The organism is Thermomonas sp., assembly GCF_041905325.1.
Classification (GTDB): Bacteria; Pseudomonadota; Gammaproteobacteria; order Xanthomonadales; family Xanthomonadaceae; genus Thermomonas.
In genome coordinates, this window is sequence record NZ_JAYRLK010000002.1 from 85,498 (window position 1) to 103,569 (window position 18,072).

Consider the following 18,072-nt stretch of genomic DNA (forward strand, 5'->3'; position numbering starts at 1 on the left):
ATGGATGGCGTTCGCTTCAATTATCCGGTGGTGCGCAGCTTCATCGTGTTTGCGCATGTCGCAGGCGCGGTGGTGCTGTTGACGGGGCTGCTGGTGCTTGCCGCGTGGGGGCTGGGGACGGGCATCCTGCGGGAATGGGTGGCATCCCCCTCCATCGTGCATGCCGCCGCTGCGCTGGGATGCATGCTGGCGGGTGCGGCGCTGCTCATGGGGCGGCGTTGGCCAGCCGCCAGCCTCGCCGGGAGCATGGCATTGCTGGTCTTGAGCGCGCAGGAGCTGTGGCTGCCGGCGGCGGACCGGCACTGGCTTGAGCAGTTGTTGCCGGCCTGGCCCGGGCGGCCCGCGGCACGGATGACGATGCTGGGGGCGATGTCGTTCATGGCATTGGGATGCGTGGGCCTGCTGGTGGTTTGCAGGCGCATCGTCTGGTTGCGCGAAGCCGCGGCCCTGGCGGTCATCGGCGTCGGGTTGGCTTCCGGGGCGACCTACGGGCAGGCGTTGGCCGGCGACTCCGCGGGATTGCTGAGCCAGCTCCCGGGGTCGACCGCGCTGCTGCAATTCCTGCTGGCACTGGGGTGGATGTCGCTGGTGCCCACGACCGGCTTGACCCGGGTGGCGGTGTCCGACAGCCTGGGGGGTACCTTCGCCAGACGCCTGATCCTGCCGGTGTTGCTGTTGCCGGTCGTGTTGACCTTCATCCTGGAGCGCGTGCGCGAGTGGCTGGGGCTGCCGGGTTCGTTGGTGTTGGCGCTGTCGTCCTCCGCCACCGGTGGCGCGGTGGCCGCGATGGTGGTGTGGGTGGCGCTGCTGCTGGATCGGGTCGAGCGCCAGCGTCGCACCGTGCTGGCCCTGCATGCGGACGCCAATACCGATGGACTTACCCAGGTGGCGAACCGGCGTGCATTCGATGCGGCCATGGCCCAGTACGAGCGCAAACCCGGTGAGTTCGCATTGCTGATGCTGGACCTGGACCATTTCAAGCACTTCAACGACGATTTCGGCCACCAGGCCGGCGATGATGTCCTGCGCGACACCGGGCGGCTCCTGCGCGACGCCGTGCGGCCGCAGGATCTGGTGGCGCGTTATGGCGGCGAGGAGTTCGTGGTGGTGCTGCCGCAGGCCGATGCCCGGCAGGCCGGGCTGGTGGCCAAGCGCATTTTGTCCGCATTCCATGCGCATGCATGGCCGTTGCGTGCCGTCACCGTCAGCATCGGGATCGCGGTGGCGCTGCCGGACGAGACCGTCGCGGCCTTGCTGGGGCGTGCGGACACGGCGTTGTACCGCAGCAAGCAGGACGGGCGGGATCGTGCCACGTTCGATGCCGATTCCGGCGAGTGCGCACCCGTCCTGGCAGGATGACCGGCGGCACGCGACCGTCGCCCGCGGCCAGCGTCGGTTTTGATTGCGCTGGAAGTTGCCGCTATACTTGCCGGCTTACCCGTCCATCCCGGACGCTGGGCAACACCGAGAAACCGCAATGGTCAAGATTCGCCTCACCCGTGGCGGCGCCAAGAAGCGCCCCTTCTACCACATCATCGTCACCGACAGCCGCAGTGCCCGCGACGGCCGCAACATCGAGCGCGTGGGTTTCTACAACCCGGTGGCGCAGGGCGCCGAGAAGCGCGTTGAACTGGATACCGCGCGTTTGAAGTTCTGGCTGGACAACGGCGCGCAGCTGACCGACAAGGTCGCCGAGCTGTACAAGCAGGCCGCCAAGGCCGCCTGATGCCGACGGGCCGCCCAAGACGGCCCGCTTCGCCATGATGAACGCATCGTCGACCAGCCAGCGGATGATCACCGTGGGCCGGTTGCACGGTGCGTTTGGCGTGCGCGGGGAAGTGAAGCTGGAAAGCTACACCGCCCCCGAGCGGGCCATCGCCGATTACCAGCCCTGGACCTTGCGCGATGCGCGCGGCAACGAGCGCGTGTGCGAAGGCGCAAAGGTGCGCGAGGGCGGCAAGGGCCTGGTTGCCAGCGTGCCTGGAATTGCCGATCGCGATGCCGCCGATGCCCTGCGGGGCGTCGAGGTGCTGGTGCCGCGGTCCGTGCTCCCTGCACCCGCGCCGGGTCAATACTACTGGGTGGATCTGGAAGGCCTGCGCGTGGTCAACCTGGACGGTGTGGAATTCGGCACCGTGTCCCACGTCTTCAACAACGGGGCCAATGACGTGCTGGTGACGCACGGCGAGCGCGAGCGCATGATCCCGTTCGTGCAACCGGATTTCGTCACTGCGGTGGATGTCGAGGCCGGCGTCATCACGGTGGACTGGGACGCGGATTTCTGAGGCCGATGCCGGTGCGCTTCGACATCATCAGCCTGTTCCCGGAATTCGTCGCCCAGCTCGCCGCGCACGGCGTGGTGGGGCGCGCGGGTGAGCGGGGGCTGCTGTCGATCCACGGCTGGAACCCGCGCGACCACGCCGAGGGCAATTACCGCCGGGTCGATGACCGTCCGTTCGGCGGCGGCCCGGGCATGGTGATGCTGATCGAGCCCCTGTGCGCGACGTTGGCGGCGATGCGCGACGACGATCCCGCGTCCGCGCATGTGGTGTACCTCAGCCCTCAAGGGCGTCCGTTGACCCAGGCCAAGGTGCGGGAGTTGGCCGCAAGGCCTCGCATTGCGCTGCTGTGCGGCCGCTACGAGGGTGTGGACGAGCGCCTGTTGCAGGCCGAGGTGGACGAGGAAATCTCGATCGGCGATTACGTGCTGTCCGGCGGCGAGCTGGCGGCGGCGGTGCTCATCGACGCGGTGGCACGCTTGCAGGAGGGGGCCCTGAACGATGCCGAATCGGCGGTGCAGGACAGTTTCGAAGGCGACGGCCTGCTGGACTGCCCGCATTACACGCGCCCGGTCACGCACGCGCTGGGCACGGTGCCGGAGGTGCTGCTGTCCGGCAATCACGCCGCCATCGCGCGCTGGCGGCGGCAGCAATCGCTGGGCCGTACCTGGCTGCGGCGTCCCGACCTGCTGGACGAAGCCGCGTTGTCGAAGGCCGACCGCGCGTTGCTGGAGGCGTTCCGTGCCGACTGGCGGCACGCCGGCGGGGCGTCGGCGGGCGGAGATGCCTGACCGGGGCACGCGGCGGGATTTCCAGCTATAATGCGCGGCTGGGCCATGCCCGGTTTGCTTCAACAGTGCCATGACGCGGGTCCACGTGCACTCGCGCAACAACGACTCCAACAGGCGCGTGCGGAATGCACGCAACACGACTCAACAGGTTGATTCCATGAACAAGCCCTCGATCCACACCCTCGTCCAGAATTTCGAAACCGCCCAAGTGGCGCGCAAGCTGCCCGACTTCGGCCCCGGCGACACCGTCATCGTCAACGTCAAGGTGAAGGAAGGCAACCGCGAGCGCGTGCAGGCCTACGAAGGCGTGGTCATCGGCAAGAAGAACGCCGGCCTGAACTCCGCGTTCACCGTGCGCAAGATTTCCCACGGCTTCGGCGTGGAGCGCGTGTTCCAGACCCACAGCGCCACCATCGACTCGGTGGAAGTCAAGCGCCGTGGCGACGTGCGCGCCAGCAAGCTGTACTACCTGCGCGGCCTGGAAGGCAAGAAGGCGCGCATCAAGGAAGACCTGGCCGGCAATGCCAAGGCCCGCGCCAAGGCCGCCGCCGAAGCTGCCGCCCAGTAATCGCCGCGCTGTTTGCGCGAAGACGGCCACCTTCGGGTGGCCGTTTGCGTTTGTGACCGATGATGAAGACGGAAAACGACGACGATGGCGTGCGCCTGGACGTGTGGCTGTGGGCGGCGCGGTTCTTCAAGACCCGCGCGCTGGCCAAGCAGGCCATCGAGACCGGCAAGGTGGAGCTGGGCGGGCAGCGTGCCAAGCCTTCCCGCAGCGTGCGCGTGGGTGATGCGTTGCGGGTGACGCGGCTGGAGGAATGTTTCGTCATCGAAGTATTGGCACTGGCCACCGTGCGCGGTTCGGCGGGCATCGCACAGGGGCTGTACCGCGAATCCGCGGACTCCAGGCGCGTGCGCGAGCTGGCCCGTGCGCAGCGTGCCGCCGAGCGCGCCGGCTACCACCCGCCGGATACCAAGCCCGACAAGCGCACGCGCCGGCTGATCCGCGCGCTGGGTGACATCGAGGTCAGTTGATGCATCGGGCCGCGGGCTAGGCGAAAGGTGCTAGCCATCCGGCCAGCGGCTAGTGCTTCCAGCAAATGGCGGGCGGCTTGCCGGCTTGCCACCATGCGCCCAATCATCAGGAGCTGGGCCATGGCGGTCACCGTGTTGAAACTGGGTTCGAAGGGCGCGGAAGTGCGTCGATTGCAGGAGGCATTGAATCGCAAGCTGCCGGGGTGCCGGTTGGCGCCGGATGGCGATTTCGGCAACAACACGCTCAATGCCGTGCGTCGCTACCAGGACCAGGCCTGGCTGGTGGTGGATGGCGAAGCCGGCCAGTGCACGCAGAATGCGTTGTTCGATGCCGAGGCGTACCCCCCCGCGCAGCATCAACGGCCCTTCATTCCGCAGCCCACCAACAGCACCTGCTGGGCGGCAGCCACCGCCATGCTCAAGCGCAGCAGCGTGGCGGCGGTGAAGGCGGCCACGCCCAGCGACATGTGGGATGACACCAATGGCCTCTACAACCAGTCCGACGTGGCCAACTGGGTGCCGCAGACCGCGCGTTACGCGCGGGTGCATGGCCTGCGTTCGTATCCACCGGCCTCATGGACCCCGCAGGCGTTCGCCGCGATGGTGCGGCAGGGGCCGGTGATGGTGGATACCCTGTGGAACCCGGGAGGGTACCTGCGCCGCATTCCCTCCGGCTACCAGGGCAGCCCCGGCCACATGACGCTGGTGGTGGGCGTGCGTGGCGATGCCGATGCCAGCGGGCGCGGCACCACCCTGATGGTGTATGACCCGTGGGAACCGAACGTCGGTCGGCGCTGGCGGGTGAGTTACTACCGCTGGATGAGTGAAGTCAGCACCCGTACCTACCGCTTGTTCCAGTAACGCCTGCGCGCCGCCGGTCAGGTGCCGGCATTGCGCAGCAGTGCATGGGTTTCTTCCGCAATGTCCTCGAGGCAGGCCTCCATCTGCGCCTGCCGCGTGCGGAAACTGAGCACGCAGATCCGGCCGAGGAAACGCTCGCCCACCTGCGCGCCGGTCAGCATCACCCGGCCGCGCGCCGTCACGCGTTGCATCAGCGCGCGGGTGGCGTTGTTCTGCGCGGCAAGCGTGGGCAGTGCCGGGTGTTCGAGGTGGAAGGCCAGCAGCGACAGCTGCGGCGGCGCGTCCAGCACGAGGCCGGGGATCTTCACGATTTCGTCTGCCGCCCACAACGCCAGTGCACGTTTTTCCGCCAGCGCGGCGCGGTAGCGGTCGGCACCCAGCAGCTTCATCGTCAACCACACCCGCAGGCCCGGGAAGCCGCGCGACAGCTCCGGCCCGTACTGGGCCGGGTCGTAGAATTCGTTCTGGTTGTCCGGCAGATAGCCGGCTTCGGAGGCGTGCAGCGCGCGCAGCGCCTCGCCGTCGCGCACCAGCAGCGCGCCGGTGCCGTAGGGCAGGAACAGGCCCTTGTGCGGGTCGAGGGTGAGCGAATCGGCGCGCGGCAGCCCCGCCAGCAGCGGGCGCAGCACCGGCACCATGTGGAAGAACGCGCCATACGCGCCATCGACGTGGTGCCACAGCGCTTCGCGCGTACACAGGTCGGCCACCGCTTCCAGCGGGTCCACCGCGCCGGTGTTGGTGGTGCCGGCGGTGGAGAACACCATGAACGGTTGCAGCCCGGCGGCGCGGTCGGCGTCGATCGCCGCTTGCAGGGCGTCCACGCGCATGCGGAAGTGCGCATCCACCGCGATCGTGCGCACGCGGTCGTGGGCGATGCCGGCCAGTTTGGCGGCCTTGGTGATCGAATGGTGCGACTGCGACGACACGTACAGCGTGCCGCGGCGGATGTCGGTGCCCAACTTGATTTCGCGGGCGCAGGCGATGGCATTGAACATCGCCATCGAGCCGCCGGTGGTGAACAGCCCGCGCGCAGTCGCCGGGAACTGCATCCACTCGCGCATCCATTCCAGCGCGTTGGCTTCCAATTGCACCAGCGCCGGCGCCGCCTGCCAGATGCCGGTGTAGCGGTTGCTGGTGTCGGCGATGAAATCCGCCAGCGCCGCCGGGAAGATGCCGCCGCCGGGGATGTAGGCCAGGTAGCCCGGGGTCGGGGTGCCGAACGAGCGCGGGATCCAGTCGTTGAACAGCGGCTCCAGCAGCGACTCCAGCGGCACGCCGGTGGCCGGTTCCGGCTCGCGCAGGCGGCGGCACAGCGCTTCGATGTCGTCGAGATCGCCGCAGGCCGGGGCGGTGGCCAGCGCGTCGATGTGCGCCACCGCGCGACGCAGCACGGCGTCACCCATCGCCAGCATGTCGGCGGAAGAAAACTCGAGGTTGGCGGGGTCGTGCATGAAGGCGTTGCCGGGGAAGTGAAGGTTGATTGTCCACCGGCGATCACCGATGGCCAGTGCGGAACGTTGGTGGGGTGCGCGCGGGGTTTGGCTTATCCTGCGCGGCCCAGTCGATGGAATTGCGATGACGGTACGTGCCGGTCGCCTGCTGCAATTGCTGGATGAGCTGCGCCGCCGCCGCAAGCCGGTGCAGGGCGCGCGTCTGGCGGAGCAGCTTGGCGTCAGCCTGCGCACGTTGTACCGCGACATCGACACCTTGCGGGGGCAGGGCGCGGACATCGCCGGCGATCCGGGCGTCGGCTACCTCCTGCGACCGGGGTTCCTGCTGCCGGCGATGATGTTTTCCGCCGAAGAGCTCGAAGCACTGGCACTGGGCGCGCGCTGGGTGGCCGCGCATGCCGACCCGGAGTTGGCCGCCGCCGCCGGGCGAGCGGTGGCGCGCGTGGGCAGTGTGCTGCCGGAGCCGTTGCGCTTGCAGGTGGAAACCAGCGGGCTGTTCGCCCCGGATTGGAATGCCAGCCCGCCGGAGCCGTGGTTGCCGGTCTTGCGCAAGGCCATTCGCGAGGGCCTGGTGTTGCGGATGGTGTATGCGCGCAGCGATGGCGAGGCCAGCGAGCGCAGGGTATGGCCGTTCGCGATGGCCTTTCTCGACGACAAGCGCCTGTTCGCGGCGTGGTGCGAGTTGCGCGGCGAGTTCCGGCATTTCCGTGCCGATCGCGTGCAGCAACTGGAAGCGACCGGCGAGGTCAGCCCGCATCCGCGGCACCAGTTGTTGCGGCGCTGGCGGCGGCAGCAGGGCATTCCGCCAACGCCTGCGTGCGAAGACTGCTGACAGGATCTGGCAGCAGGCACGGCGCAGACTGCCCGCTCCCAACCCACCCAGGAACCTCCATGGACGACACCCTGCTGTTCTACACGCACCCGAGCTCGCGCGGCCGCTTGACGCGCTGGATGCTGGAAGAGACCGGGTTGCCTTACGAGGAGGTGATCCTGGGCTTCGACGGCGCGATGAAAACGCCGGAGTATCTGGCGATCAATCCGATGGGCAAGGTGCCGGCGGTGCGGCATGGCGAGGTGGTCATCACCGAAGGCGCGGCCATCTGCGCCTATCTGGCCGACCTGGTGCCGGACTTGCGGTTGGCACCCGTGCCGGGGTCGAAGGCACGCGGCAGCTATTACCGCTGGCTGCTGTTCCTGGCGGGGCCGGTGGAGGCGATGTTGACCGCCAAGCAGGCTGGCACGCTGGCCCCGGCGATGAGTGCCGGCTACGGCACCGAGGCCGACATCCTGCGCACGCTGGAACTGGCGCTGGCCGACAAGGCGCACCTCGCCGGCGACGATTTCACCGCAGTCGACCTGTACGCCTCCGGCGTGCTGGGCTATTTCATGCGGGTAGGGGCGCTGGAGCCGCGTCCCGCCTTCGTCGCGTTCGCGCAGCGCCATGCGGCGCGTCCGGCGGCGTTGCGCGCGGCGGCACGCGATGCCGAGCTGGCCACGCGCTACCCGCCCGCGGGGGCGTGAGCCGGCTCATGCGGTCGCCGCCCCGGCCTGCGGCGGCAGCTCGACATTGCGCTGGAACTCGAAGATCAGCCGCGTCTCGATATGCGCCACTTCCTCGCGCTCGGTCAAGGCGGTGAGGGTGAATTGGCGCAGGTGCTCGCTGTCACGCACGCCCACATGGGCCAGGAAGTCGTCGGCACCGGCGACGTGGTAGCAGGCCAGCACTTCCGGCAGGTGCAGCAGGTGCTGGTGGAAGCCATCCACCAGCGCCCGCGAATGCTTCGCCAGCCGCACCGAAATCATCGCCTGCAAGCCCACGCCAATCGCTTCCGGCGCGATTTCGGCGTGGTAGCCCAGCAGGATCCTGGCTTCGCGCATCCGCCGCACCCGTTCCAGCGCGGTGGACGGGGCGATGCCCACCTTTTCCGCCAGGTCCTTGTTCGGCAGCCGCGCATTCTTCCGCAACAGGCGCAGCAGGGCGTAGTCGATTCGATCCAGCATGGCGGTTTGGTGCCTCGGAAAAATATCATTCGACATGACGATTTCATATCGAACAGGGTTCTAGGATAGCGGTATTCCATCGCATCCGAGGCGACCATGCAGCGATTCCAGACCAAGGCCGTCCACGGCGGACGCGACGATTTCGGCAAGCTGTGCGTGCATGCACCGCCGTTGGACCTGTCCACCACCTATCCCATCGCCGACCTGGACGTGGGGACCGCCAGCTTCGACGCCCTGATCGGCGGCCAGGCGCATGCGGAAAACCCGATCTATGCGCGCCTGCACAATCCCACCGTGGCCCGGGTGGAGAATGCGATCGCGGCATTGGAGGGCACCGATGCCTGCGTGGCCTTCGGCTCCGGCATGGCGGCGCTGACGGCCGTGCTGATGGACCGTGCCCAGCACGGCAAGCATGTGCTGGTGGTGCGCCCGCTGTATGGCACCTCGGACCACCTGCTGCACAGCGGGGTGTGCGGGCTGGAGGCGGAGTTCGTGACCGACCCCGCCGACATCGGCGCGCGCCTGCGTGCGGACACCGCGCTGGTCATCATCGAAACCCCGTCCAACCCCACGCTCAACCTGATCGACATCCGCGCGGTGGTGCAGGCGGCGGGCCCGGTGCCGGTGCTGGTGGATTCCACCTTCGCCTCGCCGGTGTTGCAGCGCCCGGCCGAGTTCGGGGCCGCGTACGTCTGGCACAGTGCCACCAAGTTCCTGGGCGGCCACGGCGACGTGATCGCCGGGGTGGTGTGCTGCGATGAAACCCGCGCCGGGCCGCTGCGCACCATGCGTGCCGCCACCGGCGCGCTGCTGCACCCGTTGGCCGCCTACCTGCTGCACCGCGGGCTGCCCACGCTGAAGCTGCGGGTGGAGGCGGCGCAGGCCAACGCGCAGGTACTGGCACAGCGGCTGCTGGAGCATCCGGCGGTATCGAAGGTGTTCTATCCGGGGCTGCCCGGTGCGGTGAACGGGCATCTGGTGGGCACGCAGATGTCCGGCCCCGGTGCGCTGATGGCATTCGAAGTCGCCGGTGGCCACGCGGCCGCGGCGAGCGTGATGGCGAAGGTGCGGGTGATGACGGCGGCAGTGAGCCTGGGCTCCACCGACAGCTTGATCCAGCATCCGGCCGGCCTCACCCACCGCATGGTGCCCGAGGACGTGAAGCGCGCCACCGGCATCACCCCCGGCCTGCTGCGCCTGTCGGTGGGCATCGAGGACGTGGAAGACCTGTGGGATGACCTGGTGCAAGCGCTGCGGTGATGCCGCGCCGCCGCGCCTTTGCATCTGGCGCGGTCTTACTTGGCGTAACGCTTGAGCGCGCTGATCACGTTGCGGGTTTCCGCGGGCACCGGCTGGTTGCGGCGCACCGCATCGGCCCATTCCGGCAGCAGGGCCACGGCCGCTTCGATGGCCTGGATCAGATTCACATCGGGGTTGCGCTTGCGCATGGCTTGCTTGGCGGCATGTTCGGCCGCCTGCCCCAGTTCGGCCAACGGGGTTGCCCCCACGATGGGAGCGGAGCCCTTCAAGGTATGGAAGGCCCGCACCATCGCACGGGTTTGCGTGGGGTTGGAAAAATCCGTGCGCCAGACTTCCAGCGCCTTGCTGATGTTCTGGATGATGTCGGCCAACTCGGCCAGGAAGATTTCACGCATCTCGGCGTCCACATCCCCCGAGATCGCCGGTGCCCCCGCACGCGGTGACCTGGAACGAAACAACTTCTGGAACAGCCTTCCCAGCCAATGACTCACGCCCATTCCTCGATCCGGATCCCCGGGCGGGATGATAGACGTTGTGTGATGGCCGTGTCAGGAGCGGCGCAGGGACCCGATGGCGGCGTGCACGCGCGTCAGCTGCGGGGTGGGCCGGCCAGGCGCTTTTCCCAGTCTTCCACGGCGCAGAGCCGCAAACGGTGTTCGACCAGTTTGCGATGCGAAGGCACCAGCGGCAGCGTCAGTGCCGGCTCCAGTTGGGCGGGGTCGAGCACCCGGCGGAACAACAAAATGCCCAGCCGGTGCAGGCTCCAGTCGGGATGCGGGCGTTCGGTCAGGCGCAATGCATCACCGGCCTGCGCCAGCCCGGGGCGCAGCACGCGGTAATACCAGCCGCTGCGGCCGCTGTCCTGCACTCTTCGCGCCATGTCGGCCACGCCGAAGCGGTCGTTGAGCTTCCAGCACGGCTGCCGGTTCTGGCTGACTTCCAGCAGTGCGCCGCCCAGCGCGTAACGGTCGCCCAGGCAGACCTCGGCTTCGGTCAGCCCGTGCGTGCTGATGTTTTCGCCGAACGCGCCGGGCGTCTCCAGCAGCGGCAGCGCGCCGAGTTCGTCGCGCCACGCGGCGTAATGGTCGAACGCATAGTGGTGCACCGCCTTGTCCGGCCCGCCGTGCACGCGCAGGTCGCCTTGTTCGTCGCCTTCCAGCCCGATCGGGCTGATCCAGACCTTGTCCCCGCGTGGCGTCTTGGCAATGCCGCTGCGGCTGCCGGGGCGGGTGCAGGGCCGCACTGTGCCGGTGAGCAGGACGACGGTGCTCATGCCAGCGCCTTCAGCCGGTACAGCGCTTCCAGCGCCTGTTTCGGAGTCAGGTCGTCGGGGTCGATGCCGGCCAGCGCGTCCAGCGCCGCGCTGGAGGGGGCGAACAGGCCGAACTGCTGCGGCGCATCCAGTGCCGGTGCGCTCAGCGGGACATGCGGCGCGTCGCGGCTCTGCGCCTCAAGCTCCGCCAGCCGTGTCCGTGCCTGCTGCAGCGCGGCTTTCGGCAGGCCGGCCAGCGCCGCCACCTGCAGGCCGAAGCTGCGGTTGGCCGGGCCGGGACGGACCGCGTGCATGAACACCAGCGCATCGCCATGCTCGACCGCGTCCAGATGCAGGTTGGCGATGCCGCTGCCGGGTTCGGCCAGCGCAGTCAGTTCGAAGTAGTGGGTTGCGAACAGTGTGTAGCTGCGGTTGCCGGCAGCCAGCTGCCGCGCCACCGCGTCGGCCAGGGCCAGGCCGTCGTAGGTGGAGGTGCCACGGCCGATCTCGTCCATCAGCACCAGCGACTGCTCGCTGGCGTGGTGGAGGATGTAGGCGGTTTCGCTCATCTCCACCATGAAGGTGGACTGGCCGCGCGCCAGGTCGTCGCCGGCGCCGATGCGGGTCAGGATGCGGTCGATGGGCCCGAGCTCCGCCTTCGCCGCCGGCACGAAGCTGCCGATGCAGGCCAGCAGCACGATCAGCGCGTTCTGGCGCATGAAGGTGCTCTTGCCGCCCATATTGGGGCCGGTGATGACGTACATCCGGGTGGCGTCGTCGAACACCAGGTCGTTCGGCTCGAACGGCGCGTCGCGCAGCGCCTCCACCACCGGGTGGCGGCCGCGTTCGATGCGGATGCCGGGGTCGTCGCGCAGCGTCGGCCGGTTCCAGTCCAGCGCCTGCGCGCGCTCGGCGAAACCGGCCAGCACGTCCAGTTCGCTCAGCGCCAGCGCGCAGCGGCGCAGCGGTTCCAGCATGGCGTTGAGCGCGTCGAGCACGCCGTCGTAGAGCAGCTTCTCGCGCGCCAGCGAACGCTCGCGCGCGGACAGCACCTTGTCCTCGAAGGCCTTCAACTCTTCGGTGATGTAGCGCTCCGCGCCGGTCAGGGTCTGGCGGCGGGTGTAGTGCACCGGCGCCTTGTCGCTCTGGCCCTTGCTGATCTCGATGAAGTAGCCGTGCACGCGGTTGTAGCCGACCTTGAGGTTGGCGATGCCGGTGGCCGCGCGCTCGCGCGCTTCCAGGTCGATCAGGAACTGGTCGGCATTGGTCGAGAGCTGGCGCAGTTCGTCGAGTTCGGCATCGAAACCTTCCGCGATCACGCCGCCGTCGCGCGCCAGCAGCGGCGGCTGGGCGACGATGGCGGCGCGCAGCATGCGCGCGGTGTCTTCGTGTTCGCCGAGTTCGGCGTGCAGCGCCGCCAGCCGCGGCGAGTCCAGCGGGGCGAGGATGTCGCGGACCGCAGGCAGCAGGGACAGGCCGTCGCGCAGGGTGGACAGGTCGCGCGGGCGGGCGCTGCGCAGGGCGACGCGCGCGAGGATGCGCTCCATGTCGCCGAGGCCGCGGAACGCGTCGCGCAACGCTTCGTCGGCGCGCGCGTCCAGCAGCGCCTGCACCGCATGGTGGCGCTCGCCCACCGTGCGGCGGTCGCGCAGCGGCCGGTGCAGCCAGCGCCGCAGCAGCCGCCCACCCATCGGCGTCACGGTGCTGTCCAGCACGCCCAGCAGGGTGGCCTTCACATCGCCGTCGACGCGCGTGTCCAACTCCAGGTGGCGGCGCGTCGCGGCGTTCATCGCGATGGCGTCGTCGCTGGTCTCAAGGGCGATGCCGCGCAGGTGCGGCAGCCGCTGCTTCTGGGTTTCCTCCACGTAGCCCAGAACCGCCGCAGCGGCGGCGACAGCCAGCGGGCGGTCTTCCAGGCCGAAGGCGGTGAGGTCGTGCACGGCGAAGAACTGCAGCAGCTGGCGGCGACCGGAGTCGGCATCGAACAGCCACGGCGGGCGCCGGCGCAGCCCGCGCGATTCCAGCGCGCAGGCGGGCCAGCCGTCCTCGTCGGCGAGCAGCGTTTCCGCCGGCTGCAGGCGGGCCAGCTCGGCCTCCAGCGCATCCTCGCCGGCCACCTCGTTGGCGCGCAGGCGGCCGCTGGCAAGGTCGGCCCAGGCGAGGCCGTAGCCCCGGCCCTTGCTGGACACGCCGCCGCGGCTGATCGCCAGCAGCAGGGTGTCGCGGCGCTCGTCCAGCAGCGCCTCGTCGGTGACGGTGCCGGGGGTGACGATGCGCACCACCTTGCGCTCCACAATGCCCTTGGAGGTCGCGGGGTCGCCGATCTGCTCGCAGATGGCCACCGATTCGCCCAGCGCCACCAGCCGCGCCAGGTAGCCTTCGGCGGCGTGGTAGGGCACGCCGGCCATCGGGATCGGCTGGCCGGCCGACTGCCCGCGCTGGGTCAGGGTGATGTCCAGCAACCGTGCCGCCTTGCGGGCGTCATCAAAGAACAGCTCGTAGAAATCGCCCATGCGGAAGAACAGCAGCACGTCCGGATGCTCCGCCTTGGCGGCGAAGTACTGCTTCATCAGGGGGGTGTGCTCGGCCTGCTTGTCGGGCGCAGCGGGAGACGGGCGCACAGGTTCAGCAGCACCCGCCGGGGGTATCGGCAAAGGAGTTGATGGCGGTGGCGGCCACGCCGGTGGTTTCGCCGCGCAGGCTGGCGGCATGATGCTCGGCCACCACGCGGGCCACGCAGGCGGTGACCGCCTTGCCCATCGGGATATGCAGGAATTCGTTGGGGCCGTGGGCATTGGAATGCGGGCCCAGCACGCCGGTGATCATGAACTGCGCACCGGGGAATTTTTCGCCCAGCATGCCCATGAACGGGATGGTGCCGCCTTCGCCCATGTACATCGCCGGCTTGCCGAAGAATTCCTGGCTGGACTGCTCGATCGCGCCTTCCAGCCACGGTGCCAGTGCCGGGGCGTTCCAGCCGGTGCTGGCCTTTTCCAGGTGCAGGCTGACCTGCGCGCCGTACGGCGGGTTCTGCAGCAGCACGTCCTGCAACAATTCGCCGGCGCGCTTGCCGTCCAGCGTGGGCGGCAGGCGCAGGCTGAGCTTGGCGGCGGTGAACGGGCGCAGCACGTTGCCGGCCGAGGCCAGCGACGGAACGCCATCCACGCCGGTGATCGACAGCGCCGGCCGCCAGGTGCGGTTGAGCACCAGTTCGGTGCGGTCGTTGCCCATCGGCACCATGCCGGGCAGGAACGGGAACTTGTCGAAGACTTCGTCGCCCAGCACTTCCGCCACCTTTGCGGCTTGCGCCCGGCGGTCGGCGGGAATGTCCGCATACAGGCCGTCGATCAGGATGCGGCCGGTGTCTTCGTCCTCGATGCGCGAGAGCAGGTCGCGCAGGATGCGGAAGCTGGACGGCACGATGCCGGACGCATCACCCGAGTGCACGCCTTCGCTGAGCACCTTCACCGTGAGGTTGCCACCGGCCAGGCCGCGCAGCGAGGTGGTGCACCACAGTTGTTCGTAGTTGCCGCAACCGGAGTCCAGGCACACCACCAGCGACGGCTTGCCGATGCGGTCGGCCAGATGGTCCACGTAGAACGGCAGGTCGTTGCTGCCGGATTCCTCGCAGGCCTCGATCAGTACCACGCAGCGCGCATGGGCCGCGCCCTGTGCTTGCAGCGCCATGAGCGCGGTGAGGGAGCCGAAGATCGCGTAGCCGTCGTCGGCACCACCGCGCCCGTACAGGCGGTCGCCTTCCAGTACCGGCACCCACGGGCCCTTGCCTTCGTCCCAGCCGGTCATCTCCGGCTGCTTGTCCATGTGCCCGTACAGCAGCACGCAGTCGTCGTTGCGGCCACCGTTGGCCGCGGGAATGTCGATGAAGATCAGCGGCGTGCGGCCTTCCAGGCGCACCACCTCCACCTGCATGCCCGGGATGGCCTGCGCCTTCGCCCAGGTTTCCATCAGCGACACCGCGCGATCCATGTGGCCGTTCTGCACCCAATCGGCATCGAACATCGGCGATTTGTTGGGAATGCGAATGTATTCGATCAGCTGCGGGACGATCTCGGCATCCCATTTGGCGGCCACGAAGGTGCGGAGCTTGCTGGCATCGAAATGGGTGGCGTGCATGGCGGCCTTGTCTTGTGATTGGCGAATGGGTGGCGGCGATTGTAGCGCCCGTCCCCGTCATCCCCCATCCATGGGGTTGTTCGAAGGTGGAATCAGATTTTTCCTACCCGATACCGGGGTGAAAATCCGACGCATGGATGGGGCACTGCCCGATAGGCTGTGTCCATCGGCAGGAACATCCTGTGCACACCGGGGCAGATGCAACGCCTCGGCCTCGGATCAACCTCCCCGCGAGCAATGCCATGAAACCCCTGACCTTCCTGTTTGCCACTTTCGTGCTGCTGCTGGCCCTGGCGGGCAATGCCGCTGCCGGTGAGACGGTGAACATCAATACCGCCGATGCCGCCACCCTGGACCGGGTGTTGGTGAATGTCGGCCCGGTCAAGGCGCAGGCCATCGTCGACTATCGCCAGGCCAATGGTGCGTTCCGCAGCCCCGAGCAGTTGGCCATGGTCAAGGGCATCGGCCTGCGGACGGTGGAGCGCAATCGCGACCGCATCGTGGTCAGTGCGCCGCGGTCGGCGGTGAAGCCGGAAGGCCGGGCCGCATTGCAGGTGACCACCCAGCAGGTGGCCCGCCGATGAACGCCGCGATGCTGGATACCATGTGCAAGACCCCTGCTCATGTCGCCGCGATGATTGACCCCCTGCCACCCACGTTCCGCATCCTGCGCGCAGCCGACTACCGCAGGATGCGGTGGAAGAACGGCGCGGGCCAGACATCGGAGATCCTGCGGGTGCCGGATGTCGAGGATTGGGACTGGCGGCTGTCGATTGCCGACATCGAAACCGACGCCGCTTTTTCGGTCTTCCCGGGCGTGGAACGGCAGTTGGTGTTGCTGGGGGGGCATGGCTTGCGCCTGCGCTTCGATGATGGCCTGGTGCATGAGTTGCTGCAGCCGCACGGCGCGCTGCACTTCTCGGGGGATCGCTCACTGGTGGGCGAATTGCTGGATGGCCCCACCCGCGACTTCAACGTGATGTGGAAGCGCGGCGCGGTGGACGCACAGCTGTGGCGGCGTCCATTGGTCGGGCCGATGGTGCTGTTCGTGGCTCCCGGTGAAACCTGGGTGGTGCATCAGCTGGCCGGATCCATGCAGTGCAGCATGGAGGCCCACGTGGGCGAGATGGAGGCGGGGGATACCGCCGTGCTGGAACCGGGGTCGGGGAAGCGTACCCGCTATGCATTGGATGGCAATGGCGAGGTCTTGTTGCTGCGGGTGTCACGTCTGGAGGCTTGAGCAAAGCCGGGACGGCTTTGCTCAGCCCTTCATCCCCAGGGTTGCTTTCAAAGGCGGTGTCGAAGGAACCGGCTCCGCTGCGGCACAGGGATGTGCCGCACTTTTTTTTCAAGGCGCGATCTTGCGCTTCAGCGCCCTTGCCACCGGCAAGGGCAGGCCGGGCAGTGAACGCAGCAGCCACGGCAGCACGCGGCGCTTGGCGCCGCCCAGCGACTCCGGCACCACGGCCTCGATGAGGTGCGGGCCGGGATGCGCCAGCGCGTACTCCAGCGCCTTGCAGAAGCTCTCCGCCGTGTCCGCGCGGGCGGCGTGCACGCCCATGCCCTGCGCCAGCCGGCAGAAGTCCAGTACCGGGCCGTGCAGGTCCAGCTGCGAGCGGGCCTTGGGGCCCGGCGCGGCGTCGGCGCCCACGCGTTCCAGTTCGACGTTGAGCACCGAATAGCTGGCGTTGTTGAAGAGGATCGTGGTGACGTCGAGGCGCTCGCGCGCCATCGTCCACAGCGCCTGCAGCGTGTACATCGCGCTGCCGTCGCCGACCAGCGCGAGGACCGGGCGGTCCGGGCAGGCGATGGCCGCGCCCACCGCGTTCGGCAGGGCCTGCCCGATGGCGCCGCCGGTGAGGGTGAGCAGGTCGTGGCGCGGCGCGCCGGCGGTCATCGTGCCGAGCAGCAGGCCGGAGGTGATCGCCTCGTCGATGACGATGGCGCGCTCCGGCAGCAGGTGACCCACGGCCTTGCAGACCTTGGCGGCGGTGAGGCGGCCGCGCGGGCGCGCGGGACGCGCGGCGGGTTGCAGCGCGGGCGCGGCCTGCACGGCGCCCAGCGCGGCGGCGAGCTTCTCGAGACTCGCGGTGGCGTCCTGCGCCGGCGTCGCCAGCGCATGTAGGGCGCAGCCCTCGGGCACCAGGTCGCTGGCCTTGCCGGGATAGGCGAAGAACGACACCGGCGGTTTGGCATCCACCAGGATCAGGTGCTCGATGCCGGTCAACTGCAGCGTCGCCAGTTCCGCCAGGTAGGCGATGCGTTCCACCGCCGGCAGGCCGGCACCGCGCTCCAGCCGGGTCGGAAAGACCTCGCAGAACAGTTTCACGCCGCACTGCGCGGCGATGCGCGCGGCGGCCAACAGCGCCGGTTCGCGCAGCGCCTGGCCGCCCAGCAGCAGCGCGGCCTTGCCGCCGCCGCGGATGGCGCTTGCGATGGCGGCCACGGTGGCGTCGTCCGCCGGCGATGGGGCGGGCGGCGGCGGCGGCGGGCAGGGCGTGCCGCCGTCGCCCCAGCTGACGTCGGCCGGCAGGATCAGCGTCGCCACCTGGCCGGGCAGGCCGCGCGCCGCGCGGATCGCGTCCACCGCATCCGTGCACAGCGACGCCGTGTCCTGCGAGGTGCGCACGAAGCCGGGCGAGACGTTGCGCGCCACGGTCTCGATGTCGGACTGCAGCTGGGCGTCGAACGGTACGTGGTGGGTGGCGTGGTCGCCGACGATGTTGACCACCGGCACCTTGCCCTTGCGTGCGTTGTGCAGGTTGGCGAGGCCGTTGCCCAGCCCGCAGCCCAGGTGCAACAGGGTGGCGGCCGGCTTGCCGGCCATCCGCGCATAGCCGTCGGCGGCGCCGGTGGCGACGCCCTCGAACAGTGTCAGCACCGCGCGCATGCGCGGTTCGGCGTCGAGTGCGGCGACGAAGTGCATCTCGCTGGTGCCGGGGTTGGAGAAGCAGACCTCGATGCCGGCGTCGGCGAGGGTCTTCATCAGGGCATGGGCGCCGTTCATG

Annotated in this window: 19 protein-coding genes; 12 read left to right on the forward strand and 7 right to left on the reverse strand. The window is 68.9% G+C overall.

Annotated features, from left to right (window positions below):
• From ACE3OK_RS02585 to ACE3OK_RS02615, 7 genes are all read left to right on the forward strand, one after another.
• Nucleotides 1–1,359 (forward strand): diguanylate cyclase, encoded by a 1,359-nt coding sequence (locus ACE3OK_RS02585; RefSeq protein ID WP_374247978.1) that lies wholly within the window; start codon nucleotides 1–3, stop codon nucleotides 1,357–1,359.
• A 118-nt stretch (nucleotides 1,360–1,477) separates the two neighbouring features.
• The gene (rpsP, locus tag ACE3OK_RS02590; RefSeq protein WP_374247979.1) at nucleotides 1,478–1,726 is read left to right on the forward strand and encodes a 30S ribosomal protein S16; all 249 of its coding nucleotides are present in this window, start codon (nucleotides 1,478–1,480) and stop codon (nucleotides 1,724–1,726) included.
• A gap of 37 nt (nucleotides 1,727–1,763) precedes the next feature.
• A complete protein-coding gene (gene rimM, locus ACE3OK_RS02595; RefSeq protein WP_374247980.1) occupies nucleotides 1,764–2,285 on the forward strand; it encodes a ribosome maturation factor RimM in 522 nt (173 codons plus the stop codon).
• Between the two features lie 11 nt (nucleotides 2,286–2,296).
• Nucleotides 2,297–3,070 (forward strand): tRNA (guanosine(37)-N1)-methyltransferase TrmD, encoded by a 774-nt coding sequence (gene trmD / locus ACE3OK_RS02600; protein WP_374248284.1) that lies wholly within the window; start codon nucleotides 2,297–2,299, stop codon nucleotides 3,068–3,070.
• 157 nt (nucleotides 3,071–3,227) lie between these two features.
• Nucleotides 3,228–3,638, forward strand: a complete 411-nt coding sequence (rplS, locus tag ACE3OK_RS02605; protein WP_374247981.1) for a 50S ribosomal protein L19 — start codon at nucleotides 3,228–3,230, stop codon at nucleotides 3,636–3,638.
• Nucleotides 3,639–3,700: 62 nt separating this feature from the next.
• Nucleotides 3,701–4,105, forward strand: coding sequence for an RNA-binding S4 domain-containing protein (locus ACE3OK_RS02610; RefSeq protein WP_374247982.1), 405 nt, complete (start codon nucleotides 3,701–3,703; stop codon nucleotides 4,103–4,105).
• A 120-nt stretch (nucleotides 4,106–4,225) separates the two neighbouring features.
• The gene (locus ACE3OK_RS02615; RefSeq protein ID WP_374247983.1) at nucleotides 4,226–4,966 is read left to right on the forward strand and encodes a peptidoglycan-binding protein; all 741 of its coding nucleotides are present in this window, start codon (nucleotides 4,226–4,228) and stop codon (nucleotides 4,964–4,966) included.
• A 17-nt stretch (nucleotides 4,967–4,983) separates the two neighbouring features.
• Here ACE3OK_RS02615 and ACE3OK_RS02620 read toward each other — a convergent pair whose 3' ends face one another.
• Nucleotides 4,984–6,417: an aspartate aminotransferase family protein gene (locus ACE3OK_RS02620; protein WP_374247984.1), complete on the reverse strand. Its 1,434-nt coding sequence runs from the start codon at nucleotides 6,415–6,417 to the stop codon at nucleotides 4,984–4,986.
• Between the two features lie 124 nt (nucleotides 6,418–6,541).
• Here ACE3OK_RS02620 and ACE3OK_RS02625 point away from each other — a divergent pair, with 124 nt between their 5' ends.
• Nucleotides 6,542–7,249 carry a helix-turn-helix transcriptional regulator gene (locus ACE3OK_RS02625; protein ID WP_374247985.1) on the forward strand — a complete coding sequence of 236 codons (708 nt, stop codon included), beginning with the start codon at nucleotides 6,542–6,544 and terminating at the stop codon, nucleotides 7,247–7,249.
• Between the two features lie 59 nt (nucleotides 7,250–7,308).
• Nucleotides 7,309–7,938: a glutathione S-transferase family protein gene (locus ACE3OK_RS02630; RefSeq protein ID WP_374247986.1), complete on the forward strand. Its 630-nt coding sequence runs from the start codon at nucleotides 7,309–7,311 to the stop codon at nucleotides 7,936–7,938.
• A 6-nt stretch (nucleotides 7,939–7,944) separates the two neighbouring features.
• Here the strand turns inward: ACE3OK_RS02630 and ACE3OK_RS02635 are convergent, their stop codons facing one another.
• Complete coding sequence (locus tag ACE3OK_RS02635) at nucleotides 7,945–8,418, reverse strand: Lrp/AsnC family transcriptional regulator (RefSeq protein WP_374247987.1); 474 nt, start codon at nucleotides 8,416–8,418, stop codon at nucleotides 7,945–7,947.
• A gap of 96 nt (nucleotides 8,419–8,514) precedes the next feature.
• Between ACE3OK_RS02635 and ACE3OK_RS02640 the strand changes: the two genes are divergently transcribed.
• Nucleotides 8,515–9,678, forward strand: a complete 1,164-nt coding sequence (locus ACE3OK_RS02640; protein WP_374247988.1) for a PLP-dependent aspartate aminotransferase family protein — start codon at nucleotides 8,515–8,517, stop codon at nucleotides 9,676–9,678.
• Between the two features lie 35 nt (nucleotides 9,679–9,713).
• Here ACE3OK_RS02640 and ACE3OK_RS02645 read toward each other — a convergent pair whose 3' ends face one another.
• The 4 genes from ACE3OK_RS02645 to ACE3OK_RS02660 all read right to left on the reverse strand — a co-directional run bounded on the left by ACE3OK_RS02645 (nucleotide 9,714) and on the right by ACE3OK_RS02660 (nucleotide 15,064).
• Nucleotides 9,714–10,169, reverse strand: a complete 456-nt coding sequence (locus ACE3OK_RS02645) for an Hpt domain-containing protein (RefSeq protein WP_374247989.1) — start codon at nucleotides 10,167–10,169, stop codon at nucleotides 9,714–9,716.
• Between the two features lie 98 nt (nucleotides 10,170–10,267).
• Nucleotides 10,268–10,951 (reverse strand): MOSC domain-containing protein, encoded by a 684-nt coding sequence (locus tag ACE3OK_RS02650; protein ID WP_374247991.1) that lies wholly within the window; start codon nucleotides 10,949–10,951, stop codon nucleotides 10,268–10,270.
• Complete coding sequence (mutS, locus tag ACE3OK_RS02655) at nucleotides 10,948–13,500, reverse strand: DNA mismatch repair protein MutS (protein ID WP_374248285.1); 2,553 nt, start codon at nucleotides 13,498–13,500, stop codon at nucleotides 10,948–10,950. The genes ACE3OK_RS02650 and mutS overlap by 4 nt, the downstream gene beginning before the upstream one ends.
• Nucleotides 13,501–13,555: 55 nt before the next feature.
• Entirely contained in the window at nucleotides 13,556–15,064 is a 1,509-nt protein-coding gene (locus ACE3OK_RS02660; protein ID WP_374247992.1) for a M20 family metallopeptidase, read from the reverse strand.
• A 242-nt stretch (nucleotides 15,065–15,306) separates the two neighbouring features.
• On the opposite strand from ACE3OK_RS02660, the gene ACE3OK_RS02665 reads away from it, so the two are divergent.
• Both ACE3OK_RS02665 and ACE3OK_RS02670 read left to right on the forward strand, forming a co-directional pair.
• The gene (locus ACE3OK_RS02665; RefSeq protein ID WP_374247993.1) at nucleotides 15,307–15,648 is read left to right on the forward strand and encodes a ComEA family DNA-binding protein; all 342 of its coding nucleotides are present in this window, start codon (nucleotides 15,307–15,309) and stop codon (nucleotides 15,646–15,648) included.
• Between the two features lie 50 nt (nucleotides 15,649–15,698).
• Nucleotides 15,699–16,304: a HutD family protein gene (locus ACE3OK_RS02670; protein ID WP_374248286.1), complete on the forward strand. Its 606-nt coding sequence runs from the start codon at nucleotides 15,699–15,701 to the stop codon at nucleotides 16,302–16,304.
• Between the two features lie 108 nt (nucleotides 16,305–16,412).
• Here ACE3OK_RS02670 and ACE3OK_RS02675 read toward each other — a convergent pair whose 3' ends face one another.
• Nucleotides 16,413–18,071, reverse strand: coding sequence for an acetolactate synthase large subunit (locus tag ACE3OK_RS02675; RefSeq protein ID WP_374247994.1), 1,659 nt, complete (start codon nucleotides 18,069–18,071; stop codon nucleotides 16,413–16,415).
• Nucleotide 18,072 lies beyond the last annotated feature (1 nt).